This is a genomic window from Microbacterium sp. X-17 (assembly GCF_039615055.1).
On sequence record NZ_JBDHNI010000001.1, the window covers coordinates 1096374 to 1122433 of the forward strand.

Annotated in this window: 25 protein-coding genes; 19 read left to right on the forward strand and 6 right to left on the reverse strand. The window is 68.9% G+C overall.

What is annotated here, in order from left to right:
• Positions 1–106: 106 nt before the first annotated feature.
• From ABCS02_RS05385 to ABCS02_RS05405, 5 genes are read left to right on the forward strand one after another with little or no spacing between them, the layout of a single operon-like run.
• Complete coding sequence (locus tag ABCS02_RS05385) at positions 107–487, forward strand: hypothetical protein (RefSeq protein WP_345834566.1); 381 nt, start codon at positions 107–109, stop codon at positions 485–487.
• A complete protein-coding gene (locus ABCS02_RS05390) occupies positions 484–858 on the forward strand; it encodes a hypothetical protein (protein WP_345834567.1) in 375 nt (124 codons plus the stop codon). The genes ABCS02_RS05385 and ABCS02_RS05390 overlap by 4 nt, the downstream gene beginning before the upstream one ends.
• A complete protein-coding gene (locus ABCS02_RS05395; RefSeq protein WP_345834568.1) occupies positions 855–2099 on the forward strand; it encodes a hypothetical protein in 1245 nt (414 codons plus the stop codon). The genes ABCS02_RS05390 and ABCS02_RS05395 overlap by 4 nt, the downstream gene beginning before the upstream one ends.
• On the forward strand, positions 2099–2434 hold the full coding sequence (locus ABCS02_RS05400) for a hypothetical protein (protein ID WP_345834569.1): 336 nt from the start codon (positions 2099–2101) through the stop codon (positions 2432–2434). Before ABCS02_RS05395 ends, ABCS02_RS05400 begins: the two co-directional genes overlap by 1 nt.
• A complete protein-coding gene (locus ABCS02_RS05405; protein WP_345834570.1) occupies positions 2431–2763 on the forward strand; it encodes a hypothetical protein in 333 nt (110 codons plus the stop codon). The genes ABCS02_RS05400 and ABCS02_RS05405 overlap by 4 nt, the downstream gene beginning before the upstream one ends.
• Here the strand turns inward: ABCS02_RS05405 and ABCS02_RS05410 are convergent.
• Positions 2760–3587 (reverse strand): CPBP family intramembrane glutamic endopeptidase, encoded by an 828-nt coding sequence (locus ABCS02_RS05410; protein WP_345834571.1) that lies wholly within the window; start codon positions 3585–3587, stop codon positions 2760–2762. The two genes, ABCS02_RS05405 and ABCS02_RS05410, sit on opposite strands and share 4 nt — an antisense overlap.
• 280 nt (positions 3588–3867) lie before the next feature.
• Here ABCS02_RS05410 and ABCS02_RS05415 point away from each other — a divergent pair, with 280 nt between their 5' ends.
• The 3 genes from ABCS02_RS05415 (at position 3868) to ABCS02_RS05425 (ending at position 8392) form a co-directional block, all read left to right on the forward strand.
• Positions 3868–5661 carry an ABC transporter family substrate-binding protein gene (locus tag ABCS02_RS05415; RefSeq protein WP_345834572.1) on the forward strand — a complete coding sequence of 598 codons (1794 nt, stop codon included), beginning with the start codon at positions 3868–3870 and terminating at the stop codon, positions 5659–5661.
• Between the two features lie 185 nt (positions 5662–5846).
• Positions 5847–7379 carry an ABC transporter permease gene (locus ABCS02_RS05420; protein WP_345834573.1) on the forward strand — a complete coding sequence of 511 codons (1533 nt, stop codon included), beginning with the start codon at positions 5847–5849 and terminating at the stop codon, positions 7377–7379.
• Positions 7379–8392, forward strand: coding sequence for an ABC transporter permease (locus ABCS02_RS05425; protein ID WP_345834574.1), 1014 nt, complete (start codon positions 7379–7381; stop codon positions 8390–8392). Before ABCS02_RS05420 ends, ABCS02_RS05425 begins: the two co-directional genes overlap by 1 nt.
• A gap of 32 nt (positions 8393–8424) precedes the next feature.
• Here the strand turns inward: ABCS02_RS05425 and ABCS02_RS05430 are convergent, their stop codons facing one another.
• Positions 8425–9051: a PH domain-containing protein gene (locus ABCS02_RS05430; protein ID WP_345834575.1), complete on the reverse strand. Its 627-nt coding sequence runs from the start codon at positions 9049–9051 to the stop codon at positions 8425–8427.
• A gap of 68 nt (positions 9052–9119) precedes the next feature.
• On the opposite strand from ABCS02_RS05430, the gene ABCS02_RS05435 reads away from it, so the two are divergent.
• The gene (locus ABCS02_RS05435; protein ID WP_345834576.1) at positions 9120–10979 is read left to right on the forward strand and encodes an ABC transporter ATP-binding protein; all 1860 of its coding nucleotides are present in this window, start codon (positions 9120–9122) and stop codon (positions 10977–10979) included.
• 89 nt (positions 10980–11068) lie between these two features.
• Here the strand turns inward: ABCS02_RS05435 and ABCS02_RS05440 are convergent, their stop codons facing one another.
• Positions 11069–11272 (reverse strand): hypothetical protein, encoded by a 204-nt coding sequence (locus ABCS02_RS05440; RefSeq protein WP_345834577.1) that lies wholly within the window; start codon positions 11270–11272, stop codon positions 11069–11071.
• A 276-nt stretch (positions 11273–11548) separates the two neighbouring features.
• Here ABCS02_RS05440 and ABCS02_RS05445 point away from each other — a divergent pair, with 276 nt between their 5' ends.
• From ABCS02_RS05445 to ABCS02_RS05470, 6 genes are all read left to right on the forward strand, one after another.
• Positions 11549–13165, forward strand: coding sequence for an ABC transporter substrate-binding protein (locus tag ABCS02_RS05445; protein WP_345834578.1), 1617 nt, complete (start codon positions 11549–11551; stop codon positions 13163–13165).
• Positions 13166–13170: 5 nt separating this feature from the next.
• Positions 13171–14100 (forward strand): ABC transporter permease, encoded by a 930-nt coding sequence (locus tag ABCS02_RS05450; protein WP_345834579.1) that lies wholly within the window; start codon positions 13171–13173, stop codon positions 14098–14100.
• Positions 14090–14974, forward strand: coding sequence for an ABC transporter permease (locus ABCS02_RS05455; RefSeq protein ID WP_345834580.1), 885 nt, complete (start codon positions 14090–14092; stop codon positions 14972–14974). Before ABCS02_RS05450 ends, ABCS02_RS05455 begins: the two co-directional genes overlap by 11 nt.
• Positions 14971–16638, forward strand: coding sequence for an ABC transporter ATP-binding protein (locus ABCS02_RS05460; RefSeq protein WP_345834581.1), 1668 nt, complete (start codon positions 14971–14973; stop codon positions 16636–16638). The genes ABCS02_RS05455 and ABCS02_RS05460 overlap by 4 nt, the downstream gene beginning before the upstream one ends.
• A 74-nt stretch (positions 16639–16712) precedes the next feature.
• Positions 16713–18629 carry a translational GTPase TypA gene (typA, locus tag ABCS02_RS05465; RefSeq protein WP_345834582.1) on the forward strand — a complete coding sequence of 639 codons (1917 nt, stop codon included), beginning with the start codon at positions 16713–16715 and terminating at the stop codon, positions 18627–18629.
• Positions 18630–18666: 37 nt separating this feature from the next.
• Positions 18667–19137: a hypothetical protein gene (locus ABCS02_RS05470; RefSeq protein ID WP_345834583.1), complete on the forward strand. Its 471-nt coding sequence runs from the start codon at positions 18667–18669 to the stop codon at positions 19135–19137.
• 65 nt (positions 19138–19202) lie between these two features.
• Here the strand turns inward: ABCS02_RS05470 and efeB are convergent, their stop codons facing one another.
• The 3 genes from efeB to efeU are packed head-to-tail and all read right to left on the reverse strand — an operon-like array spanning position 19203 to position 22580.
• A complete protein-coding gene (efeB, locus tag ABCS02_RS05475) occupies positions 19203–20477 on the reverse strand; it encodes an iron uptake transporter deferrochelatase/peroxidase subunit (protein ID WP_345834584.1) in 1275 nt (424 codons plus the stop codon).
• A 4-nt stretch (positions 20478–20481) separates the two neighbouring features.
• Entirely contained in the window at positions 20482–21663 is a 1182-nt protein-coding gene (gene efeO / locus ABCS02_RS05480; protein WP_345834585.1) for an iron uptake system protein EfeO, read from the reverse strand.
• A gap of 50 nt (positions 21664–21713) precedes the next feature.
• Entirely contained in the window at positions 21714–22580 is an 867-nt protein-coding gene (gene efeU, locus ABCS02_RS05485) for an iron uptake transporter permease EfeU (RefSeq protein ID WP_345834586.1), read from the reverse strand.
• Between the two features lie 99 nt (positions 22581–22679).
• Between efeU and ABCS02_RS05490 the strand changes: the two genes are divergently transcribed.
• The 4 genes from ABCS02_RS05490 to ABCS02_RS05505 all read left to right on the forward strand — a co-directional run bounded on the left by ABCS02_RS05490 (position 22680) and on the right by ABCS02_RS05505 (position 26048).
• Positions 22680–23057, forward strand: a complete 378-nt coding sequence (locus ABCS02_RS05490; protein WP_345834587.1) for a hypothetical protein — start codon at positions 22680–22682, stop codon at positions 23055–23057.
• Between the two features lie 45 nt (positions 23058–23102).
• Positions 23103–23423, forward strand: coding sequence for a ferredoxin (fdxA, locus tag ABCS02_RS05495; protein ID WP_345834588.1), 321 nt, complete (start codon positions 23103–23105; stop codon positions 23421–23423).
• Between the two features lies 1 nt (position 23424).
• Positions 23425–24558 carry a succinyldiaminopimelate transaminase gene (gene dapC, locus ABCS02_RS05500; RefSeq protein WP_345834589.1) on the forward strand — a complete coding sequence of 378 codons (1134 nt, stop codon included), beginning with the start codon at positions 23425–23427 and terminating at the stop codon, positions 24556–24558.
• 227 nt (positions 24559–24785) lie between these two features.
• Complete coding sequence (locus ABCS02_RS05505) at positions 24786–26048, forward strand: citrate synthase (RefSeq protein ID WP_345835173.1); 1263 nt, start codon at positions 24786–24788, stop codon at positions 26046–26048.
• The last annotated feature ends 12 nt before the right edge of the window (positions 26049–26060 follow it).

The window sequence follows — 26060 nt, forward strand, 5'->3', positions numbered from 1 at the left end:
GTTCGTGACTCGGCGGTTTCGTTTTGCGCGCGGAAATGCTTGCAAAGCGTCAGGTAATAAATGCTAACGGGTGTGATTCCATACTGGCAGTGTTAGCCTGATGCTCATGACGGGGGCACTCGCGCGAAGCCGGATGGTGATGATCGCGGCCGCGCTCGTGTTGACCGTGAGCGGCTGCACTGGTGAACGCGATGAGGTGCGCATGGAGACCAATCTCGCGAATCAGAGGAAGGCGGCCATCGCCTTCCTGGAGACGCAGGGTGGTGTGGAGAAGATCAGGTTCACGCAGGAGGGCGGGTTGTCGGGCTTCGGGGCGCCGTGGGCCGTCAATGCTGTGGTCACGGTCAACGGTGAGGATTACAACGAGATTTTGGGTACCGAGAAGTACTCCCGGGTAGGCAACCCGTTGCCAACCATCCCTCCTGCGACAGCGCCTGCACCCGTGACTGTGATCTACAGCGATGAGTCATCCGAGGTGATCGAGTGACGGCGGCGCGCACGCGTCCCTTGGTCGCCGTCATTATTTCCGCGCTTGCACTGAGTTTGGGCGGCTGCACTTTTGGAGGCGATGAAGTGAATATGGAGACCAACCTCGCAAATCAGAGGAAGGCGGCAGAACTCTTCCTCGAATCGAGGCGGGGTATCGAGAAGATCAGATTCACCCAGGACGGCGGGAAACCCGGGCTCGGCGCTGGTTGGGGAGCCAACGCGGTCGTCACGGTCGGCGGCAGCGAATATCAAGCGATTCTGGGCCTCTTGTCTATCTCGAACGAGCCGCTACCAAGCGTTCCGCCCGACTGGACGCAAGTGCCGGTGATAGTGACCTACAGCGACGGTTCGTCGGAGGTCATCGAATGACCACGGCCGAGGACTACAAAGCGATTGCGAACGACGTCTACCAGGTCGATCCCTTGCAGCGAAATCCGCCTCTGGAGACGGGGCACGCCGTGTCGGCTCCCGGCAACGGCAAGCAAGTGTTCCAGGTCTACGACACCGCCACCGACCCCACCACCGGCTTCCAAGGCATGGCCGTCGTCCCGGTCATCGACGGGCTCCCCGACCACTCCCAGGTCTTCATCGCGTTCGCCGGCACGAACCCCGACGACCGCGCCGACGTCGTCGCGGACCTGGTCTCGGTGGTGGGCCGCCGGACGGGGGAGGGCACCCAGGTCGCCGAGGCCGAGAAGTTCGCGGAAAAGGTCAAGAAGAGGCTCGCGGCGGAGGGGCACTCGGCGGCGCGGATCGAGACGGTGGGGCATTCGCTCGGCGGGTTCCTCGCCCTGTATGTCGCCGCGGAGAACCACTGGTCGTCGACCACCTTCAACGCGCCCGACCCGTGGGACGTGCTGTCCCCGCAGGCGAAGGAGTGGGTCCGGGCGGAGCGCAAGCACGGTCGGCCTCCGCTGACCAACTATGTGAACCGGTTCGATCTGATCGGGAACTTCCTCGGGCACGGGACGGGCGCCGGCGTGTTCGTCGATGACGAATTGTGGAAGGGCGTGATCGAGCATCACGACCTGGGCGACGCGTTCGACTTCGATCCCTTCGGGGCCATGCTCGGACTGGGCGGGGAGGGCCTGACCATCGAAGAGCTGGCCGAGCTGGCGGACATCGCCAGTCCCGGTCAAGGACAGACGCTCCGGGCTCTCCACGGGGTGGTGTCAGTCGTCAACGGGGTGAGTGCGGTCACCGCGGGCGCGGTGTTGTCCGGTCTCGTCGTCGCCGTGGACACGGCGGCGGCGCTGGGACTGGCATCCAGCGTCGGCGGTGTCGCATGGCAGCTCGGGACGATCAAGGATGTGAACAACGGACTCGTTCCCGCGATGGCCTCGGCGCTCACGAACGTGAAGACCGCCGCCGCCCAGCTGTACCCGTTGGTGACCGAGGCGGACATCGAGGAGTGCGTGCGAGCGCACGAGCTTCAGGTGGAGAAGAACATCGACGAGTCGGCGGTCGTGGCTGTGAACGCCCTCGTGGACGATCACATCGACATCGTGCGGCGCATCTCGCACGGGGTGATGAAAACCGTCGAGAACGCCGCCGCACAGGATTCGCGGTGGGCTCAGGCCTACGCGCTCGGGCCGATGGGAGGTTCGTGATGTCGTGGCTTGGCGACCTCATCGACGATGCGGTGAAGGATGTGACGAACACAGTGGACTCGACGATCCACGCGATCGACGGCGCCGTCCACGAGGCGGCGAAGAGGATGCTCGACGCGGCCCTTCCGCCGATGGTCCACGCGCAGTACGCGATCGTGAAGGGCGGCAACTGGGTGGCCATGGAGGGAGCCGTCACCGCGGTGAACGTCACCCTGCGCGGCGCCGACGTCGCTGCGGCCCTCTCCGGGGCGGTCGAGGAGAAGGTGACGACGGGTCTCGCGCGCATCGCGGCGAACAACGACTACGCCCGCGGCGTGGAGAGCATCACACCATGACGCAGAACGAGCACCGCACCCGGGGCGAGCTGGAGGAAGCGCAGCGCGAGGAGAGCGCGACCGCGCTCCGCCGCATCGAGCAGGCCGACGAGTACGTCTCCTACTACCGGTCGAGGATGCGATCGCTGGAGGAGGGCTTCTTCGAGCTCGCCTCCCGATTCGGCGCGACGGACGACCCCCGCTTGAGAGCGGTGTACGCGGAGGTCTCGCAGGAGGCCGACGAGAACGTGCGCGCGGCCGGCGCGGTGGTCGCTTGCCTCGACGAGGACTACCGGGAGCTGCAATCGCGTCACGCGCGTGAGATCGAGAGCTTCCACGAGAAGGACTAACCGAAGATGTGCGGAAACAGCGCGACGGCCAGCGGGTAGCCGACGAACGAGACGATGTCGATGATGACGTGCGCGACCACCAGCGGCATCACCCGGCCCCAGCGGGTGTAGCACCAGCCGAAGACGACGCCCATGATCGCGTTGCCCACGAACGGCCCGAAGCCCTGGTACAGGTGGTAGCTGCCGCGGAGCAGGGCGGCGGCCACGATGATCCACCACTTGCTCCAGCCGAGCTGGCGCAGCCGGGTGAACAGGTAGCCGACCACGATCACCTCCTCCTGGAGGCCGGCCCGAAGCGCCGCGAAGACGAGGATCGGCACCGTCCACCAGTGCGTGTCGAGCGGCGACGCCTGCACCTGCACCGTCAGGCCGAGCACCCGGCCGAGCGCGTAGAACAGGATGCCGGGCACGCCGATCACCAGGAACAGCAGGAGGCCGCCGCCGAGGTCGCGGCCCGGCCGGCTCAGGTCGAAGCCGATCCGGCGGAACCCGGTGCGGCCCGGCTGCCAGAGCAGGAAGATCACCAGCGCGACCGCGAACAGCGGGAACGCGTTGTCGAGGAACTGGTAGAGGAAGTCGAAGACCTGCCGGCTGGACTGCGACGGGTTCACCTGCGCGGTCTGGTTCGACAGGGGAGTGCTCTGCGTGGAGCGGTCGATGATCGTGACGATCGAGTAGACCGCCGACTGGCCGAGCGACAGCCCGAGGACGATCGCGACCTCCCACCACAGCCGGGGCCGTTCCGCTCGATCGACGGGCGTCTCGCCGGTCCAGGTGGGTGGAACGGGCGTGGTTCGACCCGTCCGGACCGCTTCAGTGCTCATATGTGCATCCTGCCAGGCCCGAGCGGCCTCGGCGGAGAACACACGCGTCCGTGAATCCGGCCCCTGAAACGGGGGAACTGCACGGTTTCTTGCGTTTCACGCTCGTGGACCACCGAATCCGTGGCGTGGACGCAATAATCCACCGACTGAGTTACCACTGTGTAACGTTTTCCAGCCCCATTTTGCATTCACCCTCAACGGTACTTAGGGTCAGTCTTATCCCGCGGGGCTCGGGGCTCTCGCACGCCCGTGCTACCGCACACTTCGCACAGGAGGAACATTGCACATCAAGGGAAGAAAGGTCAGGTACGCGGTCAGCGCCGTCGCCGTCGCCGGCGTTGCAGCGCTCGCTCTGTCTGCCTGCACCACGACCGGCAGCACGGGGACCTCGTCCGCAGCCAAGGGCGGCACCGTGACGGTCGCTGTCGTGAACGACTTCACCTCGTTCAACTCGCAGACCCCGCAGGGCAACCTGGACACCAACGGCCAGGTCGGTTACCTGGACGGGTCGTACGGTACTGGCTTCCAGTACATCGACAACAACTACAAGATCGTCCACGACAACAAGTTCGGCAAGTTCGAGAAGCTCTCGGACAACCCGCTGACGGTCAAGTACACCCTGAACAAGAACGACAAGTGGTCCGACGGCCAGCCCGTCACCGCTGACGACATGATCCTCGCCTGGGCCATCGCCTCCGGTCACTACGACTCCGCGAAGTTCGACGACCAGGGCAACGTGACCAGCGGCACCCAGTACTTCTCGATCGCGGGTTCGACGGCGGGCATCGACTCGACCGACTACCCGACCGTCGGCGACAACAACACGTCGATCACCTTGAAGTACTCCACCCCGTACGTGGACTGGGAGCTCGTCAACCCGATCGCACAGCCGGCGCACATCGTGGCCAAGAAGGCGGGCCTGTCCTCGGCCGCCGACCTGACCAAGCTGCTGAAGACGCTGCCGAAGGGCAACCCGGACGCTCCGGTCGCCCCGAACGCGACGCTGGAGAAGGCGGCCAAGTTCGTCAACACCGGCTACGACGTGACCGCGTTCCCGACCGACCCCGACCTGCTGGTCTCCTCCGGCCCGTTCGTCGTGTCGTCGTGGACCCCGGGCCAGTCGCTCACCATGACGCAGAACAAGTACTACGACGGCGGCCTCAAGCCGTCCGTGGACAAGATCGTGTTCCGCATCATCCCTGACGCGAACGCCCAGGTCACCGCTCTTCAGAACGGTGAGGTCGACATCATCAACCCGCAGGCCTCGGCCGACACGCTGACTGCCCTCAAGCAGACCAGCGCGAAGGTCCTGACCGGCGACCAGGCGTCGTACGACCACCTCGACCTGAACTTCGGTTCGCAGGTCTTCGCCGACCCGAAGGTCCGTGAGGCCTTCCTGAAGACGATCCCGCGTCAGCAGATCCTCGACTCGATCGTCACCCCGGTGAACCCGAAGGCCAAGGTCCTGAACTCGCAGATCTGGCTGCCGAACCAGCAGCCGATGTACGGCGACTCGGTCAAGAACAACGGGTCCTCCGCGTACGACAAGGTGGATATCGCGGGCGCCAAGGCGCTGCTCGCCGGTGCGACCCCCACCGTCCGCATCCTGTACAACACGAACAACCCGAACCGTGTCGACGAGTTCCAGGCCATCTCGGCGTCCGCCGCCAAGGCCGGCTTCAAGGTCGTCGACGCCGGCTCGCCGGACTGGAGCAAGCTCCTCCCGGGCGGTAACTACGACGCGTCGCTCTTCGGCTGGATCAGCCCGGGCGCCGGCACCTCGCAGATCCCGCAGCTGTTCACCACCAACGGTGGCGGCAACTACAACCGCTTCTCCGCGGCGAACTCCGACGCCCTGGCGACCCAGACCACTCTGGACACCAGCAAGCTGACCTCGCTGGAGAAGAACATCGACAAGACCGCCTTCTCGCAGGGCTACGGTCTGCCGCTGTTCCAGCTCCCGGGTGTCTTCGGCGCCAACGCTCGCGTGGACGGCGTGAAGTACATGGGCAACCAGAACGGCCCGTTCTGGAACTTCTGGGAGTGGACCGTCAAGTCCTCGACCGCGAAGTAACGCTCGACAGTGAGAGTGCCCGGGTGACCCCCGGGCACTCCGCTGCGACGGGGCGTCGGCTTCGAGTCGACGCCCCGTTATCATGTATTCGGCGGTCGTGATCCGACCGTTCCCCGATCCGCGCCAGGCGAGCCCCCTCGCCGATACCCGATATGGCGCGCCCTGCAAGTGAAGGTTTTGAACCTATGGCGAGTTTCATCCTGAGACGTCTCCTTGTCTCAGTGCTCATCATCATCGCCGCCTCGTTCCTGATGTACATGCTGGTCGCGTACAGCGCCGACCCGCTCCAGGATCTGCGAAGCAGCAACAGCCCCAATAAGACGCAGCTCATCAACGCGCGCATCCAGCTCCTCCAGCTCGACGTGGTCCCGCCCCTGCGGTGGCTGCTCTGGCTGGGAGGCGCGGCCAAGTGCCTGATCCCGTTCGCCAACTCGTGCGACCTGGGGTCGACCATCTCGAACGCGAAGGTGGTGGACATCCTCCCGCAGGCGCTCACCTCGACCGTTCAGCTGGTCACCGTCGCGCTCATCCTCGCGATCCTCCTCGGTGTCACCATCGGCATCGTCACCGCCCTGCGGCAGTACAGCGGACTCGACAACGTCGTCACGTTCCTCAGCTTCTTCCTGTACTCGCTCCCGGCGTTCCTCGTGGCCGTCCTCCTCAAGGAGTTCGTGGCCATCGGCTTCAACAACTTCCTGGCGAACCCGACGATCCCCTGGTGGGTCGCGATCCTGATCGGGGTGGTGGCCGGACTCATCTGGCAGTCGCTGATCGGCGGCGACATGCGCAGGCGCGCGGTCACGTTCGGCGTCTCCGGCGTCGCGACCGCGGGCGTGCTGCTGCTGATGAGCGTCACCAACTGGTTCCTGCACCCGGGCCTCGGCCCGGTCGTGATGATCATCCTGATCGCCGGGACGGTCATCGGCGCCACCGCGCTGACCGCCGGCCTGCAGAACCGCCGCGCGCTGATCTCCGCGAGCATCGCCGGCGCCGTCGCGCTGGTCTGCTACTTCGGGCTGCAGTGGCTGTTCAACATCTCGACCCCCGCCACGATCGCGATCCTGGCGATCGTCGCGATCGGCGTCAGCCTCCTGATCGGCTGGCTCGTCGGCGGCTACGACCGCGGCCAGAACATGCGGGTCGCCGTCATCGTGACCATCGTGTCCGGGTTCCTGATCATCGTGGACCGCTTCATGCAGGCGTGGCCGACGTACTTCCAGGACACCAACGGGCGCCCGATCGCGACCGTCGGCTCCTCCACGCCGGGTCTGAGCGGGGACATGTGGGTGACGGGTCTCGACACGTTCACGCACCTCGCCCTCCCGACGATCGCGCTGCTGCTGATCTCGTTCGCGTCGTACACCCGGTACTCGCGCGCGGGCATGCTGGAGGTGCTCGGCCAGGACTTCATCCGCACCGCGCGCGCCAAGGGCCTGCCGGAGCGGACGGTCGTGGTCCGCCACGCGTTCCGCAACATGCTCATCCCAATCACGACCCTCGTCGCCTTCGATGTGGGCGCGCTGCTCGGTGGTGCGATCATCACCGAGAAGGTGTTCGCGATCCCGGGCATGGGCTCCCTGTTCAACCTGGGCCTGTCGCGCGGCGACCTGAACCCGGTGATGGCGTACTTCCTGGTCATCGCGATCATGGCGATCCTGTTCAACTTCCTCGCCGACCTGTCCTACGCCGCACTCGACCCGAGAGTGAGGGTCCGCTGATGTCCACCACTGAAACCGTCATCGCCGACGAGCTGCAGGAGCCGAGCTCCCCGCCCGTCAGCCAGGGGAAGCTGATCTGGAAGCGCTTCCTGTCCAACAAGGTCGCCGTCGCCAGCGCGATCCTGTTCATCCTCATCGTGCTGTTCTCCATCTCCGCGATCGGCCTCGGGCCGATCCCCGGCTGGTGGAAGTACAACTACGTCGAGCTGAACAACCAGGTCCAGCAGGGGGCCCCGACCTGGGAGCACCCGTTCGGCCAGGACCGCATCGGCAAGGACTACTTCGCCCTGACGATGCGCGGCATCCAGAACTCGGTGCTGGTGATGGTCGTCCTCGGCCTCATCGCGAGCGTCGTGGGCGTCGTCGTCGGCGCCATCGCGGGCTACTTCCGCGGTGTGGTCGACGCGATCCTGATGCGCATCACCGACGTCTTCATCGTGATCCCGGCGCTGGTCATCGGCTCGGTCGTCGGTCACATCTTCGGCGGCCTGGGCGCGTTCTTCCTCGCCCTGATGCTCGGCTTCTTCTCGTGGATGGGCATTGCGCGTCTGGTGCGCGGCGAGTTCCTGTCGCTGCGCGAGCGGGAGTTCGTGGAGGCGGCCCGCGTCGCCGGCGCCTCGGACACGCGGATCATCTTCAAGCACGTCCTGCCGAACGCCATCGGCGTCGTCATCGTGGCCTCGACCCTGATCATGGCCTCGGCCATCCTGCTGGAGACCGCGTTGTCGTTCCTCGGCTACGGCATCCGGCCGCCGGACGTCTCGCTCGGACTGCTGATCAGCTCGAACGAGTCCGCGTTCCAGACCCGTCCGTGGCTGTTCTGGTGGCCGGGTTCGTTCATCGTGACGCTTGCGCTGCTGGTCAACTTCGTCGGCGACGGTCTGCGCGACGCGTTCGACCCGCGCCACCGCCGGTTCAACCTCCGCAAGATGCGCGAGGAGGAGCCGGAGCCCGGCGAGGACGGCGAGTCGGGACCCCGCACGGGCGCGGCCCTCGCGGAGGACGTGCTGTGACACCCGCCCGCGCTGCGCTGCTGGTGGCCTCCTCAGGCCACCAGCAGGGCGGCGAGCGTGCCGACCGCCAGCGCGGCCAGCACGGCGAGCGACACGATGTGCCAGCGGACCGTCACGGGCGTCTCGTCCGCGAGGCCGCTGTCGACCGCGCCGCTCTGCTGGAGCTGAAGCCAGCGACGGCGCACGACTTCGGCCGCCGCTCCGGACTCGGTCGAGAGCAGGTCGCCCGGACGGCGCACGCTGTCCGCGACGTTCGGCTTGCCGACGCGGCCCGTGGTCTCCCGGCGGGTGGCGCGCAGCGTGCGCGCCGTACCGGGAGCGGGCGCGGACCACACCGGGAACTTGTGCCCTGGCGTGTAGAGGGTGAGCGCGTACTTGGTGTCCACGTGGATGAGCGCCTGCCACGGGATGTCGACGGTGCGGGTGACGTTGATCACCTCGATGCCCTCGTCGGCGACCGTCAGGCGCGGACGCCAGAGCAGCGCCCAGCCGATGAACGCGAACAGCGCGCACGGAACGACGTAGAGCAGGCGCTCATCGTGCACGCTCACCAGAAGGCCGACGATGAGGGCGGCAGCGGCCGCCCAGATCAGAACGGCAAGGACCCGGTTGAACCGGGACACGAAAACCTCGCGCTCGGCGGGGGAGACGTAGGGCATGGGTCCATGCTCTCATCCCGCACCGTCTCCACCACGCCCGAGCGCGCCCCCGAAAGGAACCACGAATCATGACCGAGAACACCACCGGCGGGGCCGGGGTCGTCGTCGGCGCCCCCGTGCTCGAGGTCACCGACCTGTCCGTCGACTTCGGCGTGGACAACGTCTGGGTGCCCGCGGCCAAGAAGCTGAACTACAAGATCAAGGCGGGCGAGGTGCTCGCGATCGTCGGCGAGTCCGGCTCCGGCAAGAGTGCGAGCTCGATGGCGATCCTCGACCTCCTGCCCGAGAACTCCCGCGTCCGCGGCTCGATCAAGCTGGAGGGGCGCGAGCTCACCGGCCTGACCCCGCCGCAGATGCGCCGGGTGCGCGGACGCCAGGTCGCGGTGATCTTCCAGGAGCCGATGACGGCGCTGAACCCCGTCTACACGGTCGGCTTCCAGATCGTCGAGACGCTGCGCATCCACTTCGGCATGTCGCCGCACGAGGCCAAGGAGCGCGCCCTGGAGCTGCTCGACATGGTCGAGCTGCCCGACCCCGTGAAGGCGTTCAACTCCTACCCGCACCAGCTCTCCGGCGGCCAGCGCCAGCGCGCGATGATCGCCCAGTCGATCTCCTGCGACCCGAAGCTGCTGATCGCGGACGAGCCGACCACCGCGCTCGACGTGACGGTGCAGGCCGAGATCCTGGAGCTCATCCGCAGCCTCCGCGACCGCCTGGACAGCGCGATCCTCCTGATCACGCACGACATGGGCGTCGTCGCCGACCTGGCCGACAACATCGTCGTGATGCGCAAGGGCGACATCGTCGAGACAGGCACGGTCAAGGAGGTCTTCGACGCTCCGCAGCACCCGTACACGATCGCCCTGCTCGACGCCGTGCCGCACCTCGGCCAGCGCGAGGACGAGGAGATCGACACGACCGCCGCCCTCGCCGCCGGCACCGAGAACCCGGACGAGGAGTACGCCGAGCGCATCCGCGTCAACGAGCGCATCGCCGCCGCGGCCGCCGAAGAGGCGGAGATGGACAAGCGCAAGGTCGTCGTCGACTTCCAGAAGGTCGCGATCGAGTACCCGAAGCACGGCCGGGTCCCCGCGTTCCGCGCGGCGACCGACATCGACCTCAAAATCCACGAGGGCGAGGTCGTCGGCCTGGTGGGCGAGTCGGGCTCCGGCAAGACGACGCTCGGCCGCGCCGCGATCGGCCTCCTGCCGATCCACTCGGGCCGCCTCGTGGTCGCGGACCAGGACATCAGCAACGCCGGCCGGGACGAGATCCGCAAGCTCCACCGCAATGTCGGCATCGTGTTCCAGGACCCGTCGTCGTCGCTGAACCCGCGCCTCCAGATCGCCGACTCGATCGGCGAGCCGCTCCGCCTGGCGAAGGGCCTCAAGGGCGCCGGCCTGGCGAAGGAGGTCGACCGCCTCCTGGACAGCGTCGAGCTGCCGCGTGCCTACCGCAGCCGCTTCCCGCACGAGCTGTCCGGCGGCCAGAAGCAGCGCGTCGGCATCGCCCGCGCGCTGTCGCTGAAGCCGCAGGTCCTGATCGCGGACGAGCCGACCTCCGCGCTCGACGTGTCGGTGCAGGCCCGCGTGCTGGAGCTGATGCAGCAACTCCAGCGCGAGATGAACTTCGCGTGCCTGTTCATCACCCACGACCTGGCCGTCATCGACGTCCTGGCCGACCGCATCGCGGTGATGCACCACGGCGCCCTGGTCGAGGTCGGAACGCGCGACGAGATCCTCCGCTACCCGAAGGAGGCGTACACGCAGCGCCTCCTCGCCGCGGTGCCGCTGCCCGACCCGGAGCAGCAGCGCGCCCGCCGTGCGCTGCGGCTTGAACTGCTGGCCGCGGGGTCGGACGAAGGGGTCGTGCCGGTCAACGAGGGGCTGCCGCAGGAGCCGGAGCCGCCGGTGGCGCAGGGGCTGTAAAGCTCGCACAATCGTTCAGAAGGGCGGCGTTGCTTGGCAACGCCGCCCTTTCGTTCGTCCCCGCTCCCGGTTCGCTCGAGCGGCGCTGGTCAGTGATACGCCGCGCATCCCGCGCGGGCCTCCACGGGCAGCACGCTCCCCTGATCGTCCACGATCGCCCACGTGAGCGTGCGGAGACCGCTGACATAGGAGTGCTCGCCGGGAGGCGCCGGAACGATGATCGTGCTCGTCGCGGCTGTGGTGTTGTTCTCGAAGATCACGAGCCGGCTTGCGACCGGGCTGTGCCATGACACTTCGACGACCCCCGCGCCGCATCCCACCGTCTGCCTCTCGCTGACAGAGGGCCTTTCGGCCCGCTGGAGGGATGGAGCGCCAGGGCCGCCGGGAAACCCGACCGACAGGGCCGCGAGCGCCATTGCACTGAACGCCGCGGATCTGCGGAAGGGAGTTGCGATTCGCACGAAGCGATCGTAACGCACTGGATAATAAATGCCAATGTAACAAGAAAAACTTGCAACGCCAGCCGCGGAACCCTAAGGTCTGAAGTCGACCCCGCACAGGAGGAATTCGTGTCCATCAGACTTCTCGGCCGATCCGCGGCCGCCCTCGCGGCGGCCGGCGTCCTCGCCCTCACCGCCTGCAGCAGCCCCGACACCGCGTCGAAGGCGGACGCGACCGCCGTCGTCGTCGCGAACGGCAGCGAGCCGCAGAATCCGCTCATCCCGACCAACACGAACGAGGCGGGCGGGGGCAAGATCATCGACTCCGTCTTCTCGGGGCTGCTCGCCTACCAGGCCGACGGGAAGCCGGTCAACGACGTCGCCGAGTCGATCGAGACCTCCGACTCCCAGCATTTCACCATCACGATCGCGGGCGACCGCACCTTCAGCAACGGCGAGAAGGTGACCTCCCGCTCCTTCGTGGACGCGTGGAACTACGGGGCGAAGAAGAGCAACGCGCAGCTCCTGAACTCGTTCTTCGAGGACATCGAGGGCTTCTCCGCCGAGACGGACAGCGAGCTCAGCGGCCTCACCGTCGTCAGCGACACGCAGTTCACCGTCGCGCTGAAGACCCCCGTGTCCGACTTCCCGCTCCGGCTCGGGTTCTCCGCGTTCTATCCGCTGCCCAGCGTCGCCTATGACGACATGGCGGCCTTCGGCGCGCACCCGATCGGGAACGGTCCGTACACGCTCGCGAGCGCGAAGGCCTGGAAGCACGACGAGAGCATCGACCTCGTCGCCAACCCCGCGTACACCGGCCCGCGGAAGGCGAAGAACGGCGGGCTCCGCTTCGTGTTCTACTCGTCGCTGGACTCCGCGTACGCCGACCTGAGGTCGGGTACGCTCGATGTCCTCGACGCGATCCCCGACGCGGCGATCTCGACCTTCGAGAAGGACCTCGACGGCCGGGCGATCAACCAGCCGGCCGCGGTGTTCCAGAACTTCGCGATCCCGGAGCGGATCGCGCACTTCGCGGGCGAGGAGGGGAGGCTGCGTCGCCAGGCCATCTCGCTGGCGATCGACCGGCCGCAGATCACGAAGGTCATCTTCGACGGCACGCGGACTCCCGCCAAAGACTTCACGTCACCGGCGATCCCCGGCTGGTCCGGAAAGCTCGACGGCTCCGGCGTGCTCGACCACGACGCGAAGAGGGCCAAGCAGCTCTGGGCGGAGGCCGACGCGATCGCGCCGTGGACGGGGACGTTCACCATCGCCTACAACGCCGACGGCGGCCACCAGGGCTGGGTCGACGCGGTCGCGAACAACCTCAAGAACACGCTCGGGATCGAGGCGAAAGGCGAGGCCTCGCCGACGTTCGCACTGCTCCGCACCGCGGTCACCGATCGCACCATCGACTCGGCGTTCCGCCAGGGCTGGCAGGGCGACTACCCGGGGCTGCTGACCTTCCTCCGGCCGGTGTACGGCACGGGCGCGCTGTCCAACGACACCGATTACACGAACCCGGAGTTCGACGCTCTGCTCTCCAAAGGCCTCGCCGAGTCGGACGTGAAGGCCGCGAACGCCGACTTCCGCGCTGCGCAGGAGCTCCTGCTGCGCGACCTGCCGGCCATCCCGCTCTGGTACCAGAACGTCACCGGCGGCTCCAGCGCCTCCGTCGAGCACGTCACGTTCGGGTGGAACTCCGTCCCGCTCTACGAGCAGATCACCAAGAGCTCCGCGTCCTAGCGCCGATGGTCCGGTTCCTCGGCTTCCGGCTCCTGCAGGCCGTCCCCGTCCTGCTGGGCACCACGCTGCTGATCTACTTCATGGTGTTCGCCATGCCGGGGGACCCCATCGTGGCGCTGTTCGGCGACCGGACGCCGAGCCCGGCCGTGCTCGCGGAGCTGCGCAGCCGCTACCTCCTCGACCAGCCGTTCCTCGTCCAGTATCTGAACTACCTCGGCGGTATCCTGCGGGGCGACTTCGGCACGTCGTTCTCCGGCGAGCCGGTGAGCGAGATCCTGGCGCGTACGTTCCCGGTCACGCTGCGGCTCGCGCTGCTCGCGCTCGCGATCGAGATGGTGTTCGGCATCGCGGTCGGGCTGGTGAGCGGGCTGCGGAAGGGCCGGGTCTTCGACGCGAGCGCGCTCGTGGTGAGCCTGCTGCTCATCTCGGCCCCCATCTTCGTGATCGCGTTCGTGCTGCAGTACGTGTTCGGGATCTGGCTCGGCTGGGCGCGGCCGACCGCCGGCCCGGGGGCGCCGCTCCAGGACCTCATCCTCCCCGCGGTGGCGATGGCGGCGATCAGCTTCGCGCAGATCGTGCGGCTCACCCGCTCGTCCGTCATCGACACGAACGGGATGGACTTCGTGCGGGTCGCGGCGGCCAAGGGGTTGAGCCGTCGCCGGATCGTGCCGGTCCACGTGCTGCGCAACTCGCTCATCCCGGTGGTCACGTTCCTCGCGGCGGACTTCGGCGTGATGCTCGTGGGGGCGACGGTGACGGAGGGCATCTTCAACGTCCCGGGCGTCGGGCGTACGCTCTACCAGGCGATCATCCGCGGGGAGGGGCCGACGGTGGTCTCCTTCGTGACGGTCATGGTGCTGCTGTATCTCGTCGTCACGCTGCTGGTCGACCTTCTCTACGCGCTGCTCGACCCGAGGATCCGCCATGCGTCGTGACGAGCCGTCCGCCCGCGCCGCCACGCTCTGGTCGGACGCCTGGGACGACCTGCGGCGCCGGCCGATGTTCTGGTGCTCGGTCGTCCTGATCGCGCTGATCACCGCCGTGGCCCTGTTCCCCGGGCTCTTCGCGCAGGCCGCGCCGAACAACGACTGCCTGCTGGGGAACAGCAACGGCGGCCCCGCGCCCGGCCACCCGCTCGGCTTCACCAAGCAGGGCTGCGACATCTACGCGCGCATCGTCCACGGCACGGGGAAGTCGCTCGCGGTCGGTGTGCTCTCGACCGCGCTGATGGCGGTCCTCGGCGTCGTGTTCGGCGCGCTGGCCGGTTTCTACGGCGGCTGGATCGACGCGGTGCTCTCGCGCGTCGGCGACATCTTCTTCTCGATCCCGTACATCCTGGCGGCCGTCGTGATTATGTCGGTGTTCGCGAAGTTCGCGAACGTCTGGGTCATCTCGCTCGCCATCGGCGTCTTCGCCTGGCCCGCGACCGCGAGGGTGCTCCGGGCGGAGGTGCTCCGCGTCCGGACGGCCGACCACGTGCTGGCCGCGACGGCGATCGGGCTGTCCCGGTTCCGCATCCTGCTGCGCCACGTGCTGCCCAACTCGATCGCGCCGGTCATCGTGGTGACCACGCTGTCGCTCGCGGGCTCGATCGTGGCGGAGGCGACCCTGTCGTTCCTCGGCGTCGGGCTGCCGAGCGACGTGATGTCGTGGGGCAACGACATCAGCCAGGCGCAGAACGACCTCCGGACCGCGCCGCAGACGCTCGTCTACCCGTCCCTGGCGCTCTCGGTCACCGTGCTGAGCTTCATCATGCTCGGCGAGGTGGTCAGGGACGCGCTCGACCCGAAGGCGAGGGCACGCCGGTGAGCGCGGCATCGAATGAGACCGGCGCGAGCCCGCTGCTGGTGGTGTCCGGCCTCCGGGTGGGGTTTCCCACGCGCGGCGGCGTGACCACCGCGGTCGACGGCGTGGACCTCACCATCCATCGGGGGGAGACGGTCGCGATCGTGGGGGAGTCCGGCTCGGGCAAATCCACCACCGCGCAGGCGATCGTCGGGCTCCTGCCCGGCGCCGGCCGCGTGCTCGGCGGGTCGATCGTGCTCGACGGCGTAGAGCTCACGACGCTCGGCCGGCGGGAGCTGGAGGCCGTCCGCGGGCGGCAGATCGGCTTCGTGCCGCAGGACCCGATGTCGAGTCTGAACCCGGTCTGGAGCGTCGGCTTCCAGGTCGAGGAGGCCATCCGGGCGAACGGCGTCGCCACCGGCCGCCGAGCGGTCCGCGCCGCAGCGATCGAGGTGCTGGAGCGCGCCGGGCTCGCCGACGCGGGGACCCGGCTCCGGCAGTACCCGCACCAGTTCTCCGGCGGAATGCGCCAGCGCGCGCTGATCGGCATCGGCCTCTCCGGCGACCCGAAGCTCCTGATCGCCGACGAGCCGACCTCCGCCCTCGACGTGACGGTGCAGCGCGGCATCCTGGACCACCTCGGCACGCTCACCCGGGAGCTCGGCACCACCGTGCTCCTGATCACGCACGACCTCGGGCTCGCGGCCGAGCGCGCCGACCGGGTCGTGGTGATGCACCAGGGCCGCGTCGTGGAGGCCGGACCGAGCCGAGAGGTGCTGCAGCGCCCGGCACATCCGTACACCCGCCGGCTGGTGAAGGCCGTCCCCAGCGTCGCCGCCGGGCCGCTGCGCACGACGGACCGGCGTCTGGCGGCGGCAGCCGAGGCGACCCCGGCGATCGCGGTCAGCGGCCTCACGAAGGTCTATCCGGTGCGCGGCCGCGGCCTCCGGTCGTCGGCCCTCACGGCTGTGGACGGTGTGAGCTTCGCGGTGCCGCGGGGCACCACCACCGCCCTCGTCGGCGAGTCGGGCTCCGGCAAGTCCACTGTCGCGAAGCTGATCCTGCGCCTGGAGGAGCCCACGGGAGGCCGTATCGCGATCGACGGCCAGGACACCGGCGGCCTGGGCGCCCGGGAGGTCTTCGCCCTCCGCCGCCGGATGCAGCCGGTGTTCCAGGACCCGTACGGCTCGCTTGACCCGCTCCGCAGCGTCGGCGCCAGCATCGCGGAGCCGCTCGCGGTGCACCGGGTCGGCGACCGGGCGTCCCGTCGGCGGCGCGTCGCGGAGCTGCTGGACCGCGTTGCGCTGCCCGACGCCTTCGCCGCGCGCTACCCGAACGAGCTCTCCGGCGGCCAGCGTCAGCGCGTCGCCATCGCCAGGGCGCTGGCTCTGAACCCCGACATCGTGGTGCTCGACGAGGCGGTGTCGGCGCTCGACGTGCTGGTGCAGGCGCAGGTGCTCGACCTCCTCGCCGAGCTGCAGGACGACCTGTCGCTGAGCTATCTGTTCATCACGCACGACCTCGGCGTGGTGCGCCGGATCGCGGACGACGTCTGCGTGATGCGGAAAGGCAGGCTGGTGGAGCAGGGTTCGACGGCGGAGGTGTTCGCGGCACCGCGCGAGGAGTACACGCGTGCCCTGCTCGACGCCGTCCCCGGTGCGGCCATCCCGCTCGGTCATCGGCCGTAAACGGAGGCGCCCGGCCGCTGGGATAGAATGGACCGTTCCCCTTCTTCCTTCTGACGAGAGTCGAGCCCTCACGCATGTCCGAGAACGCCGTCGCCCACCGCGACGATCTGCGCAATGTCGCGATCGTCGCCCACGTCGACCACGGCAAGACCACGCTGGTCGACGCCATGCTGCGGCAGACCAACTCGTTCGGCGACCACGAGCACGTCGAAGAGCGTGCGATGGACTCCAACGAGCTGGAGCGTGAGAAGGGCATCACGATCCTCGCCAAGAACACGGCGATCTCCTACAAGGGCAAGCACGCCGCCAACGGCCCGATCACCATCAACGTGATCGACACCCCCGGCCACGCCGACTTCGGCGGCGAGGTCGAGCGCGGCCTGTCGATGGTCGACGGCGTCGTCCTGCTGGTGGACGCGTCCGAGGGCCCGCTGCCGCAAACCCGGTTCGTGCTGCGCAAGGCGCTGGAGGCCAAGCTCCCCGTCATCCTGCTGGTCAACAAGACCGACCGTCCGGACGCGCGCATCGAGGAGGTCGTGCACGAGAGCCAGGACCTCCTGCTCGGTCTCGCGAGCGACCTCGCCGACGACGTGCCCGACCTCGACCTGGACGCGATCCTCGACGTCCCCGTCGTCTACGCCTCCGGGCGCAACGGCGCGGCGAGCCTCAACAAGCCGGAGAACGGCGAGCTGCCCGACAACGAAGACCTGGAGCCGCTGTTCGAGGCCATCCTGGAGCACATCCCGGCCCCGACCTACGACCCGGAGGCCCCGCTTCAGGCGCACGTCACCAACCTGGACGCCTCGCCGTTCCTCGGCCGTCTCGCCCTGCTGCGCATCTTCAACGGCACGCTCCGCAAGGGCCAGACCGTGGCCTGGGTGCGTCACGACGGCGACGTGCACAACGTGCGCGTGACCGAGCTGATGATCACCAAGGCGCTCGACCGCTACCCGGCCGAGAGCGCCGGCCCCGGCGACATCGTCGCGGTGGCGGGCTTCGCCGACATCATGATCGGCGACACGCTGGCCGACCCGGACGACATCCGCCCGCTGCCGCTCATCCACGTGGACGACCCCGCGATCTCGATGACGATCGGCACCAACACCTCCCCGCTGGTCGGCAAGGTCAAGGGCCACAAGCTGACCGCGCGGATGGTCAAGGACCGCCTCGACCGCGAGCTGATCGGTAACGTGTCGCTGCGCGTGCTCGACATCGGCCGCCCCGACGCGTGGGAGGTGCAGGGCCGCGGCGAGCTGGCGCTGGCCATCCTGGTCGAGCAGATGCGCCGTGAGGGCTACGAGCTGACCGTCGGCAAGCCGCAGGTGGTCACCAAGAAGGTGGACGGCAAGACGTTCGAGCCGTTCGAGCACCTGACCATCGACGTGCCGGAGGAGTACCTCGGCGCGATCACCCAGCTGCTCGCGGCGCGCAAGGGCCGCATGGAGAACATGGCGAACCACGGCACCGGCTGGGTGCGCATGGAGTTCATCGTCCCCTCGCGCGGCCTGATCGGCTTCCGCACCGAGTTCCTCACCATCAGCCGCGGCACGGGCATCGCGAACGCGATCTCGCACGGCTACGACGAGTGGGCCGGGCAGATCGTCACCCGCAGCAACGGCTCGATCGTGGCCGACCGCTCCGGCGTGGTCACCCCGTTCGCCATCATCGCGCTCCAGGAGCGGATGACCTTCTTCGTGAACCCGACCGAGGAGGTCTACGAGGGCATGGTCATCGGCGAGAACTCGCGCGCCGACGACATGGACGTGAACATCACCAAGGAGAAGAAGCTCACCAACATGCGCTCCTCCACGGCCGACACGTTCGAGTCGATGACGCCGTCCCGCCAGCTCACGCTGGAGGAGTGCCTGGAGTTCGCCCGCGAGGACGAGTGCGTGGAGGTCACCCCGGAGGCCGTGCGCATCCGCAAGGTCGAGCTCGACGCGACCGCCCGCGGCCGCGCCGCGTCGCGGCTCAAGCGCCAGGACGCGTAAGCGTCACTCGCGGCTCCGCGGCGCGCATAATCGACTCATGAGACGCTCCCGCCTGCTCGCGTTGCCGGTCGCGGCCCTCCTCCTCGTGGGGGTCGCGCCGGCGCTAGCGGGCTGCAGCTTCCAGACCGTCGTGAAGGACGTCACCGGCGGCAACGTCGATCTGGGCGGCAACAAGGTCCCGGCGGACTTCCCGAAGGCCGTGCCGCTGGCGAAGGGCGCTGTCGTCTTCGGCGCCGGCGTCGGCAGCGGCCACGGCAAGGTGTGGAACGTCACCATCAAGGTGCCAGGCGCCTCGGCGTACCAGGACATCGCGAAGCAGCTCGCGGACGCGGGTTTCGACGGCGGCTTCGGCGCCCAGGGTCCGGACGGCGGCGGCACCGGGACGTTCTCGAACAGCGAGTTCGGCGTCCTCGTCGTCGTCAGTGACGCCGCGAGCAACGGCTGGGTGGCCAACTACTCCGTGTCGCGCGCCGCCGTCGAGACGCCGACGCCCACCGCGACGCCGTAGCCCAGCAGATTCGTGCCGAATGGCGCGAATTGCGGCGGTATTCGCGCCATTCGGCGCGAATGTCGTCAGACGAAGAGCGGGGCACCGATGTAGGACCCCTCGCGCGCTCCGGGTGGCACCGCGAACACGGCGGAGCCGACGTGCTTGAGGTACTCGTTCATCAGGTCGTTCTTCGCGAGCCGGTTCTGGATGGGGATGAACTGCTTCCGCGGGTCGCGCTGGAACGCGATGAAGAACAGTCCCGCGTTCAGCCGGCCCAGGTCGTCGTTGCCGTCCACGAAGTTGTAGCCGCGGCGCAGGAGCTGCGCGCCGCCGTTCATCGTGGGGTGCGCGAGCCGGACGTGCGAGTCGGGGTCGATCTTCGTGCCGCCGGCCGGTGACAGCGCGAGGAAGTTCGGCTCGCTGAACTCGGTGCCGCCGGAGAGCGGCGCGCCCTCGCCCTTGTCCCGCCCGACGATGCGCTCCTGCTCGCCGAGCTGCTGGCGGTCCCAGGTCTCGATGACCATGCGGATCTTGCGCGCCACGAGGTACGAGCCGCCGTGCATCCACGCTGCGCCGTCGCCGCGGTCGGCCCAGACCTGATCCTCCACGACCGCGGAGTCCTCCGCCTTGATGTTCGCGGTGCCGTCCTTGAAGCCGAACAGGTTGCGCGGCGTGGTCTGGCTGCGCGAGGTGGACGAGGTGCGGCCGAAGCCGAGCTGCGACCAGCGGATGACGGCGCGGCCGAACGCGATGCGGGACAGGTTGCGGATGGCGTGCACTGCTACCTGCGGGTCCTCGCTGCAGGCCTGCACGCACAGGTCGCCGCCGGTGAGGCTGTCGAGCAGCGCGTCGCCGGGGAAGTGCGGGAGGTCGACCAGCGCGGCCGGGCGCTTGCCGGCGATCCCGAACCGGTCGGTCCCGTCGGCGGCCGTGAACAGCGTCGGGCCGAAGCCGAATGTGAGTGTGAGGCCGCCGGGCGGGAGGTCGAGCGCCTCGCCGGTGTCGTCCGGGGGAGCGTCGGACGGGCCGGAGGCCGGGCCGTACTTCCCGGCCGGCCTGCCCTGCGTCATCCGTGCGGCCGCGACGGTCCAGTCCTGCAGCAGCTCGATCAGCCCGTCCCGGTCGAGCCCCGCGGCGACGTCGAACGCGGCGAAGTGCAGGCGGTCCTGGGCGGGCGTGACGATGCCGGCCTGGTTCGCGCCGTAGAACGGGTAGGTCGCGCCGGCGGGGGAGGAGGTGACGGCGTGGCCCACCGCCGCGCCCGCACCGAACCCGACGACGCCCGCGCCGACCGCCGCGCCGGCGAGGCCGAGCATCCCGCGCCGGGACAGGCCTCCGGAGCTCACCTGGTCTTCCACGGCCCTACTTGACCAGGATCGAGGTGAGCTGGGACAGCGGCTCGCTCAGGGCGTTGACCGAGTCCTGGAGCTCCTTGACCTGCGGAGTCGAGAGCTGCGTGTAGCTGACGAACCCGTCGCCCTCCTTGTGCTGCGCGAGGAGCGAGTCGATCGTGGCGAACTCGGCGTCCAGCTTCTTCGCCGTGGCCTTCCCGGTCGCGCCCTTCTCCAGCAGGACCGCGCGCACGTTGCCGTACGCCACCTCGGCGCCCTCCACGTTGGCCTGGAAGTCCCACAGGTCCGTGTGCGAGAAGGTCTCCTCCTCGCCCGTGATCTTGGTGCGCGAGACCTCCTCCATGAGGCTGGCGGCGCCGTTGGAGATCTGGTCGAGGGTGAGGGTGAAGTCCTTCGCGGAGACGAGGTCGTAGAGCCGCTGGGTATCGGCGACGAGCCGGTCGCCGAGGGTCTTCCGGGCGGCGGGGTCGGAGGCCGTGAAGCCGGCGGGCGCCCACAGGTCCTTCTCGATGCGGTGCCAGCCGGTCCACTCCTGGCCCTGCTCCAGGTCGGCCTCGCGGAGGTCGAGTGCCGGGTCGATGTCGCCGAATTGCTCGGCGGTCGGCTCGATCCGCTCGTAGAACGTCCGGGCTGCTGGGTACTGGGCGCGGGCGGCCGCGTCGTCGCCGGCCTCGTAGGCGGCGGCGAACGTCTTCGTCGCCGTCAGCAGCTGCCCGGTCTGATCCTTGACGTAGGAGACGTAGTTGGTCACGGCCTGCGCGACCTGCTTGCTCTCGCTGACGGACTTGGTGTCGCCCGAACCCTTGGTGACCGTGAACGCCGCGAGCGAGCTCGGGTTGCCCACCATCCCCTTCTTGCAGGCGGTGAAGTAGCTGCCCTCGGCGAGCTGGACGACGTAGTTGACTCTGGTGCCCGGCCCGATGTTCTCCTTCTCGCCGGCGATCCGCAGCTTGTCCTTCGCGAGCACCTCGAACTCGTTGACGTCGGAGCCCGTGTTGGTGACCTGGAAGGTGATCGGGCCGGCGGGAGCGGTGGCGGTCTTCACTGCGCAGGAGGAGTCCGTGAGCGTGACCTGGATGGCCTCCGCCTCGGCCACGGCCTTGTTGGGGACGCAGCCGGTGAGGGCGAGCGCGACGGCCGCTGCGGCGGCCAGGGAGCCGGCGACGGGGGCGAGCTGACGGAGTCGGGGCATGGCGATGCTGTGCTTTCTGCTCTGGTGGATGCGTGCGGCGGGGCCGCGGGTCAGGAGTGGACGGGCGTCCGCGGCGCGGGGGCGGACGGCGCGGGAGCGGCGGCCGGTCGCGTGTGCGACGCGCGATGCTGCCGCACGTAGAAGAACGACACGACGACGATGTACCCGGCCCAGGCGATGACCTGCGCCCAGGTCGGCGACGGGTTGAAGTTGAGGATGCCCGCGAGCGCGGTGCCGTACCAGCTCGACGACGGGATGAGGCCGCTGATGTCGTAGGCGTGGATGCCGGCGCCGGGGATGACGCCCGCCTCCTGCAGGTCGCCGATGCCGTAGGCGAGCACGCCGCCCGCCACGAGGATGAGGAACGCGCCGGTCCACGTGAAGAACGAGCCCAGGTTGATCCTGACCATTCCGCGGTAGAGCAGGAAGCCCAGCACCGCGGCCGTGACGAGACCGAGGACCGCGCCGATCACCGGCTCCCAGCCGCCGCCGATGCTGGCGACCGTCGCCCAGACGAACAGCGCCGTCTCGATGCCCTCGCGCCCCACGCTCAGCATGGCGAGGATCACGACGCCCCAGCCCGTGCCCACGAGCACGGAGTCGAGCCGGTTCTGGAGGGTGGACTTCATGCTGCGGGCGGTCTTGCCCATCCAGAAGATCATCCAGGTGACGAAGCCGACCGCGATCAGCGACAGCGTGCCTCCGACGATCTCCTGCGCCTCGAAGCTGAGCCCGTACGGGCCCCAGGTGAGCAGCGCACCGATCCCGAGCGGGACGACGAGCGCGACGCCCACGCCGATCCACAGCTTCGAGAGGACGTCCGTGCGTCCGACCTTGACCACGTACGCGACGAGGATGGTGACGATGAGCGCCATTTCGAGGCCTTCGCGGAGGCCGATCAGATAGTTCGCGAGCACAGAGGACCTTCGAGTGGAGGTGGGTGATGTTGGTAAGGCTAACCTTACCTTTTCGACTCTAGAACACGTCCGGGCGATGTGTCCAGCTAGGATTCGAGCATGCTGCGCCGGATCCTCTACGCCGTCCTCCTGGTCCTCGCGGGAGCGGCCATCGGCGGGATCGGAACGGTCGCGCACCAGCTCACGGTCACCTGGGGCGTCACGATCCCGCTCGGGCTGATCGGCTCGCTGCTCTGCTTCACCGCGCTGCTGGTCGGCCTGCGGCTGCTGGCCGACTCCCGCTGGCCCGCGCTGTGCGCGGCGCTCGGGGCGATCGCCGTCATCCTCGTGTTCACCCAGCAGAGCGCGGGCGGCTCGGTGCTCATCCCGAACAACCTGTGGGGGCAGATCTGGCTGGTCGGGCCGATCCTCATCGCCGCCGTCGTCGTGTCCTGGCCGGACGTGAAGCGCGCCGCGGGCCGGGCCGGAACGGCCTAAGCTAGAGGGACAGCCACCCGCCGTCCGAAGGGAACCCGAAGCACAGTGACCTACGTCATCGCCCTCCCGTGCGTCGATGTGAAAGACCGCGCCTGCATCGACGAGTGCCCCGTCGACTGCATCTACGAGGGCGAGCGCTCGCTGTACATCCACCCCGACGAATGCGTCGATTGCGGCGCCTGCGAGCCGGTCTGCCCGGTCGAGGCGATCTACTACGAAGATGACCTCCCGGAGGAGTGGGCCGACTACTACAAGGCCAACGTGGAGTTCTTCGACGACATCGGCTCGCCCGGCGGCGCCGCCAAGGTCGGCGTGATCGCGAAGGACCACGCCCTCATCGCCGCCCTGCCTCCGCAGGCGCACTGACGTGGCGCTCGGGGAGCTGCCGGACTACCCCTGGGACCTGATGGCGCCGTACGCGGCGCGCGCCAGGGAAGCCGTGCCCTTCGGCGACGCCTCCGGGATCGTGGACCTCTCGATCGGCTCGCCGGTCGACCCGACGCCCGCGCTGATCCGCGACGCGCTCGCGCACGCGACCGACGCGCACGCCTACCCGCAGACCGTCGGGACGCCGGCGTTGCGCGAGGCCATCGCCGCGTGGTTCGAGCGCCGGCGCGGCGTGCCCGGCCTCGCACCGGAGGACGTCCTCCCGACCATCGGCTCCAAGGAGCTCGTCGCCTTCCTGCCCTTCTTCCTCGGCCTGGGCGAGGGGGATGCCGTCGTGCATCCCCGCGCCGCGTACCCGACCTACGCGATCGGCGCGGCCTTCGCCGGCGCGGAGGCCGTGGCGAGCGATGATCCGGCCGAGTGGCCCGAGAACACCCGCCTGGTCTGGCTGAACAGCCCGGGCAACCCGGACGGCCGCGTGCTGTCGGTGGACGAGCTCCGGGCAGCGGTGACACGGGCCCGTGAGCTGGGCGCGGTCGTCGCGGGTGACGAGTGCTACGCCGAGCTCGGCTGGGACGCGCCGTGGGACGCCGCACCGACCCCCAGCGTGCTCGACCCGCGGGTGGTCGGCGACGACCGCGGCGGCGTGCTCGCCGTCTACTCGCTGAGCAAGCAGTCCAACCTCGCCGGCTACCGGGCCGCGTTCGTCGCGGGCGACCGCGCACTGATCGCGCGCCTCACCACGGTGCGCAAGCACGCCGGGCTCATGCTGCCGTCGCCGCTGCAGGCCGCGATGGTCGTCGCGCTCGGCGACGACGCGCACGTGGCCGCGCAGCGCGAGCGCTACCGGGCGCGGCGCGCGCTGCTGAAGCCCGCGCTGGAGGCCGCGGGCTTCCGCATCGACAGCAGCGAGGCCGGACTCTACCTCTGGGCGACCGAGGGACGCGACGCCTGGGAGAGCATCGGCCGGCTCGCCGACCTCGGCATCCTGGCCGGTCCCGGCGTCTTCTACGGCGACCACAATGCGGAGCACGTGCGCCTGTCGCTCACGGCCACGGACGAGCGGATCGCGGCCGCGGCCTCCCGCTTGCGCGCCTTTGGAGAGACCCTCTAAAGGACCTCCCCAGGCTTTGCCCGATGCGACAGTTGTCGCGTGGGTTGGCTAGGCTGTACCAGCACGGCTTCACTGCGTCGCCGACACGATCGGCACGCGAAGCATCCCCAAACCACTCAGGAGGCGTTGTGAGCGGACTCGGCACCGAGCAGGCCGGCACCGATCGGACCGTCGCGCAGCCGCAGGCGGAGCAGCGCGGCCCCGCCCAGGAGGCGGCCACCGCCCGCCTGAGCTACCCCGGCGGCGTCGCGGAGTTCCCGATCCTGCCGAGCACGCAGGGCGCGTCGAGCATCGACCTCTCCAGCCTGACCAGGCAGACCGGGCTCACCAGCCTCGACTACGGCTTCGTCAACACCGCCGCCACGCGCTCGGCGATCACCTATATCGACGGCGACGCGGGCATCCTGCGCTACCGCGGCTACCCGATCGAGCAGGTCGCCGAGAACTCGACGTTCCTGGAGGTCGCCTGGCTGCTCATCCACGGCGAGCTGCCGACGCCGGCCGAGCTCGCGGACTTCGACGAGCGCATCCGCCGCCACACGCTGCTGCACGAGGACCTGCGCCGCTTCTTCAGCGCCCTCCCGCACGACGCCCACCCGATGTCGGTGCTCTCCAGCGCGGTCTCGGCCCTGTCGACCTTCTACCAGGACTCGCTCAGCGTCAGCGACCCGGAGCAGGTGGAGCTCTCCACCATCCGCCTCCTCGCCAAGCTGCCGGTCATCGCGGCGTACGCGCACAAGAAGAGCATCGGCCAGGCGTTCCTCTACCCGGACAACTCGCTGAGCTTCGTGGACAACTTCCTGCGGCTCAACTTCGGCACCCTCGCGGAGCCGTACGAGGTGAACCCGGTCCTCTCGCGCGCGCTGGAGCGCCTGCTGATCCTGCACGAGGACCACGAGCAGAACGCCTCCACCTCGACGGTGCGGCTGGTCGGCTCCACCCAGGCGAACCTGTTCGCCTCGGTCTCGGCCGGCATCAACGCCCTCTACGGCCCGCTGCACGGCGGCGCCAACGAGGCCGTCCTGCAGATGCTCGCGGACATCCGCGACTCGGGCGAGAGCGTCCAGAAGTTCGTGGAGCGGGTCAAGAACAAGGAGTCCGGCGTCAAGCTGATGGGCTTCGGGCACCGCGTCTACAAGAACTTCGACCCGCGCGCCCGGCTCGTCAAGCAGTCGGCCGACGAGGTGCTCGCCGCCCTCGGCGTGCACGACCCGCTGCTCGACATCGCGAAGGAGCTCGAAGAGGTCGCGCTCGCGGACCAGTACTTCGTGGACCGCCGCCTCTACCCGAACGTCGACTTCTACACCGGGGTGATCTACAAGGCGATGGGCTTCCCGACCCGGATGTTCACCGTCCTGTTCGCCATCGGCCGCCTCCCGGGCTGGATCGCCCACTGGCGCGAGATGACGCAGGACCCGAGCACCAAGATCGGCCGCCCGCAGCAGCTCTACGTCGGCGACGGCGAGCGCAGCTGGCCGAACGCCCGCTGAGCGGAGCGCGAC